This window comes from Bifidobacterium sp. 2450 (assembly GCF_041900695.1).
GTDB lineage: Bacteria > Actinomycetota > Actinomycetes > Actinomycetales > Bifidobacteriaceae > Bifidobacterium > Bifidobacterium longum.
Genome location: NZ_JBHEEA010000037.1, coordinates 1 through 1,439, shown reverse-complemented (window position 1 = coordinate 1,439; position 1,439 = coordinate 1). Strand labels below are relative to the sequence as shown.

Here is a 1,439-nt window from a genome sequence, read left to right as displayed (position 1 = left end):
CAGACCGGCGCCATCTCCGGTACCGCCCCTCAGGTGGACAAGGATACCGATTACACGGTGACCGTGAAGGTGACCTATCCTGATGGCACCGCCGAGGAGAAGGCCGTCAAGGTCACGGTCAAGAACGCGAAGCCCGACAGCCAGACCCATGATCCTTCGTATGAGGACAAGACGGGCAAGCCTGGCGAGACCGTGAAGGTTCCGCAGACCGGTGATGACAAGCTGCCCCAGGGCACCACGTTCTCCGTTCCCGAGGACTCTCCGGTGAAGGTCGACCCGAATACGGGCGAGGTCACCGTCGTGATCGACGGCAATGTCAAGCCCGGCACCGAGATCAAGGGAACCGTGACGGTCACCTATCCCGATGGCTCCAAGGAGGACGTGCCCGTCAAGGTCACCGTCGTCAAGAAGGACGACAAGGATCTGTACCAGCCGAAGTACAAGCCGGTGACGGTTGTTGAGCTCAACGCCTACACGGTTGCCGCTCCGGTCTCGGATCCCGCCGTTCCTGCCGGCACGCACTTCTCGTTCGGCGATACCAAGCCTGCCGGTTTGGGCGACCTGACCCTTGGTGCCGACGGTTCCTTCTCGGGCACCGCTCCCGAGGTCGATGCCAATACCCCGTACACGGTGAATGTGCTGGTCACCTACCCTGACGGTACGACGGAGACGATCGATACCGTGGTGACCGTCCTGGATAAGCCGAAGCAGAACGCCGAGCACTATCCTTCGTATAAGCCGGGTCAGGGCAAGCCTGGCCAGAGCGTGAAGGTTCCCCAGACGGGTGACGACAAGCTGCCCGAGGGTACGAAGTTCAGTGTTCCCGATGGCTCGCCGGTGACGGTGGATCCGCACACGGGCGAGGTCACGGTGACGGTTCCCGGCGCCGCCAAGCCTGGTGACGTCATCGAGGAGACCGTGACGGTCACCTATCCTGACGGGTCCAAGGACACCGCGAAGGTCACGGTGACGGTTCAGTCTCCTGACAAGGTGCTTGATCCCCAGCCTGAGTATGCGCCGGTGGTCGCACCTGCGGGCAAGACCGTGACGTCGACGCCGAGCAACAAGGGCGACGCGTATCCCAGCGGCACGGTGTTCTCCATCGACAAGAGCTTCACCGCTCCCAAGGGCTACACGGTGGGCATCGATCCGAAGACCGGCACCGTCACGGTTACCGTGGCGCCTGCCGGCAAGGATGGAGCCGATGAGGAAGTGCTGCAGGTTCCGGTCGTGGTGACCTACCCGAAGGACTCCGGTGCGGTTACCGATCGCGCCAATGCCGAGTTCCAGCTGGACACCGATGGTGACGGCACGCCGGACATCAAGGATGACGACGATGACAACGACGGCATCAAGGATGACGACGAGAAGAAGGACGGTACCGATCCGAAGAACGATGACACTGATGGCGATGGCCTGAAGGATGGGGAGGAGAAGGA

1 protein-coding gene is annotated in these 1,439 nt (G+C 62.3%); it reads left to right on the top strand.

Going from position 1 to position 1,439, the window contains the following annotated elements; translation table 11 throughout:
• Positions 1-1,439 (top strand): Rib/alpha-like domain-containing protein (locus ACEUKI_RS10730; protein ID WP_374156889.1); only part of this gene is annotated, 1,439 nt, incomplete at both ends.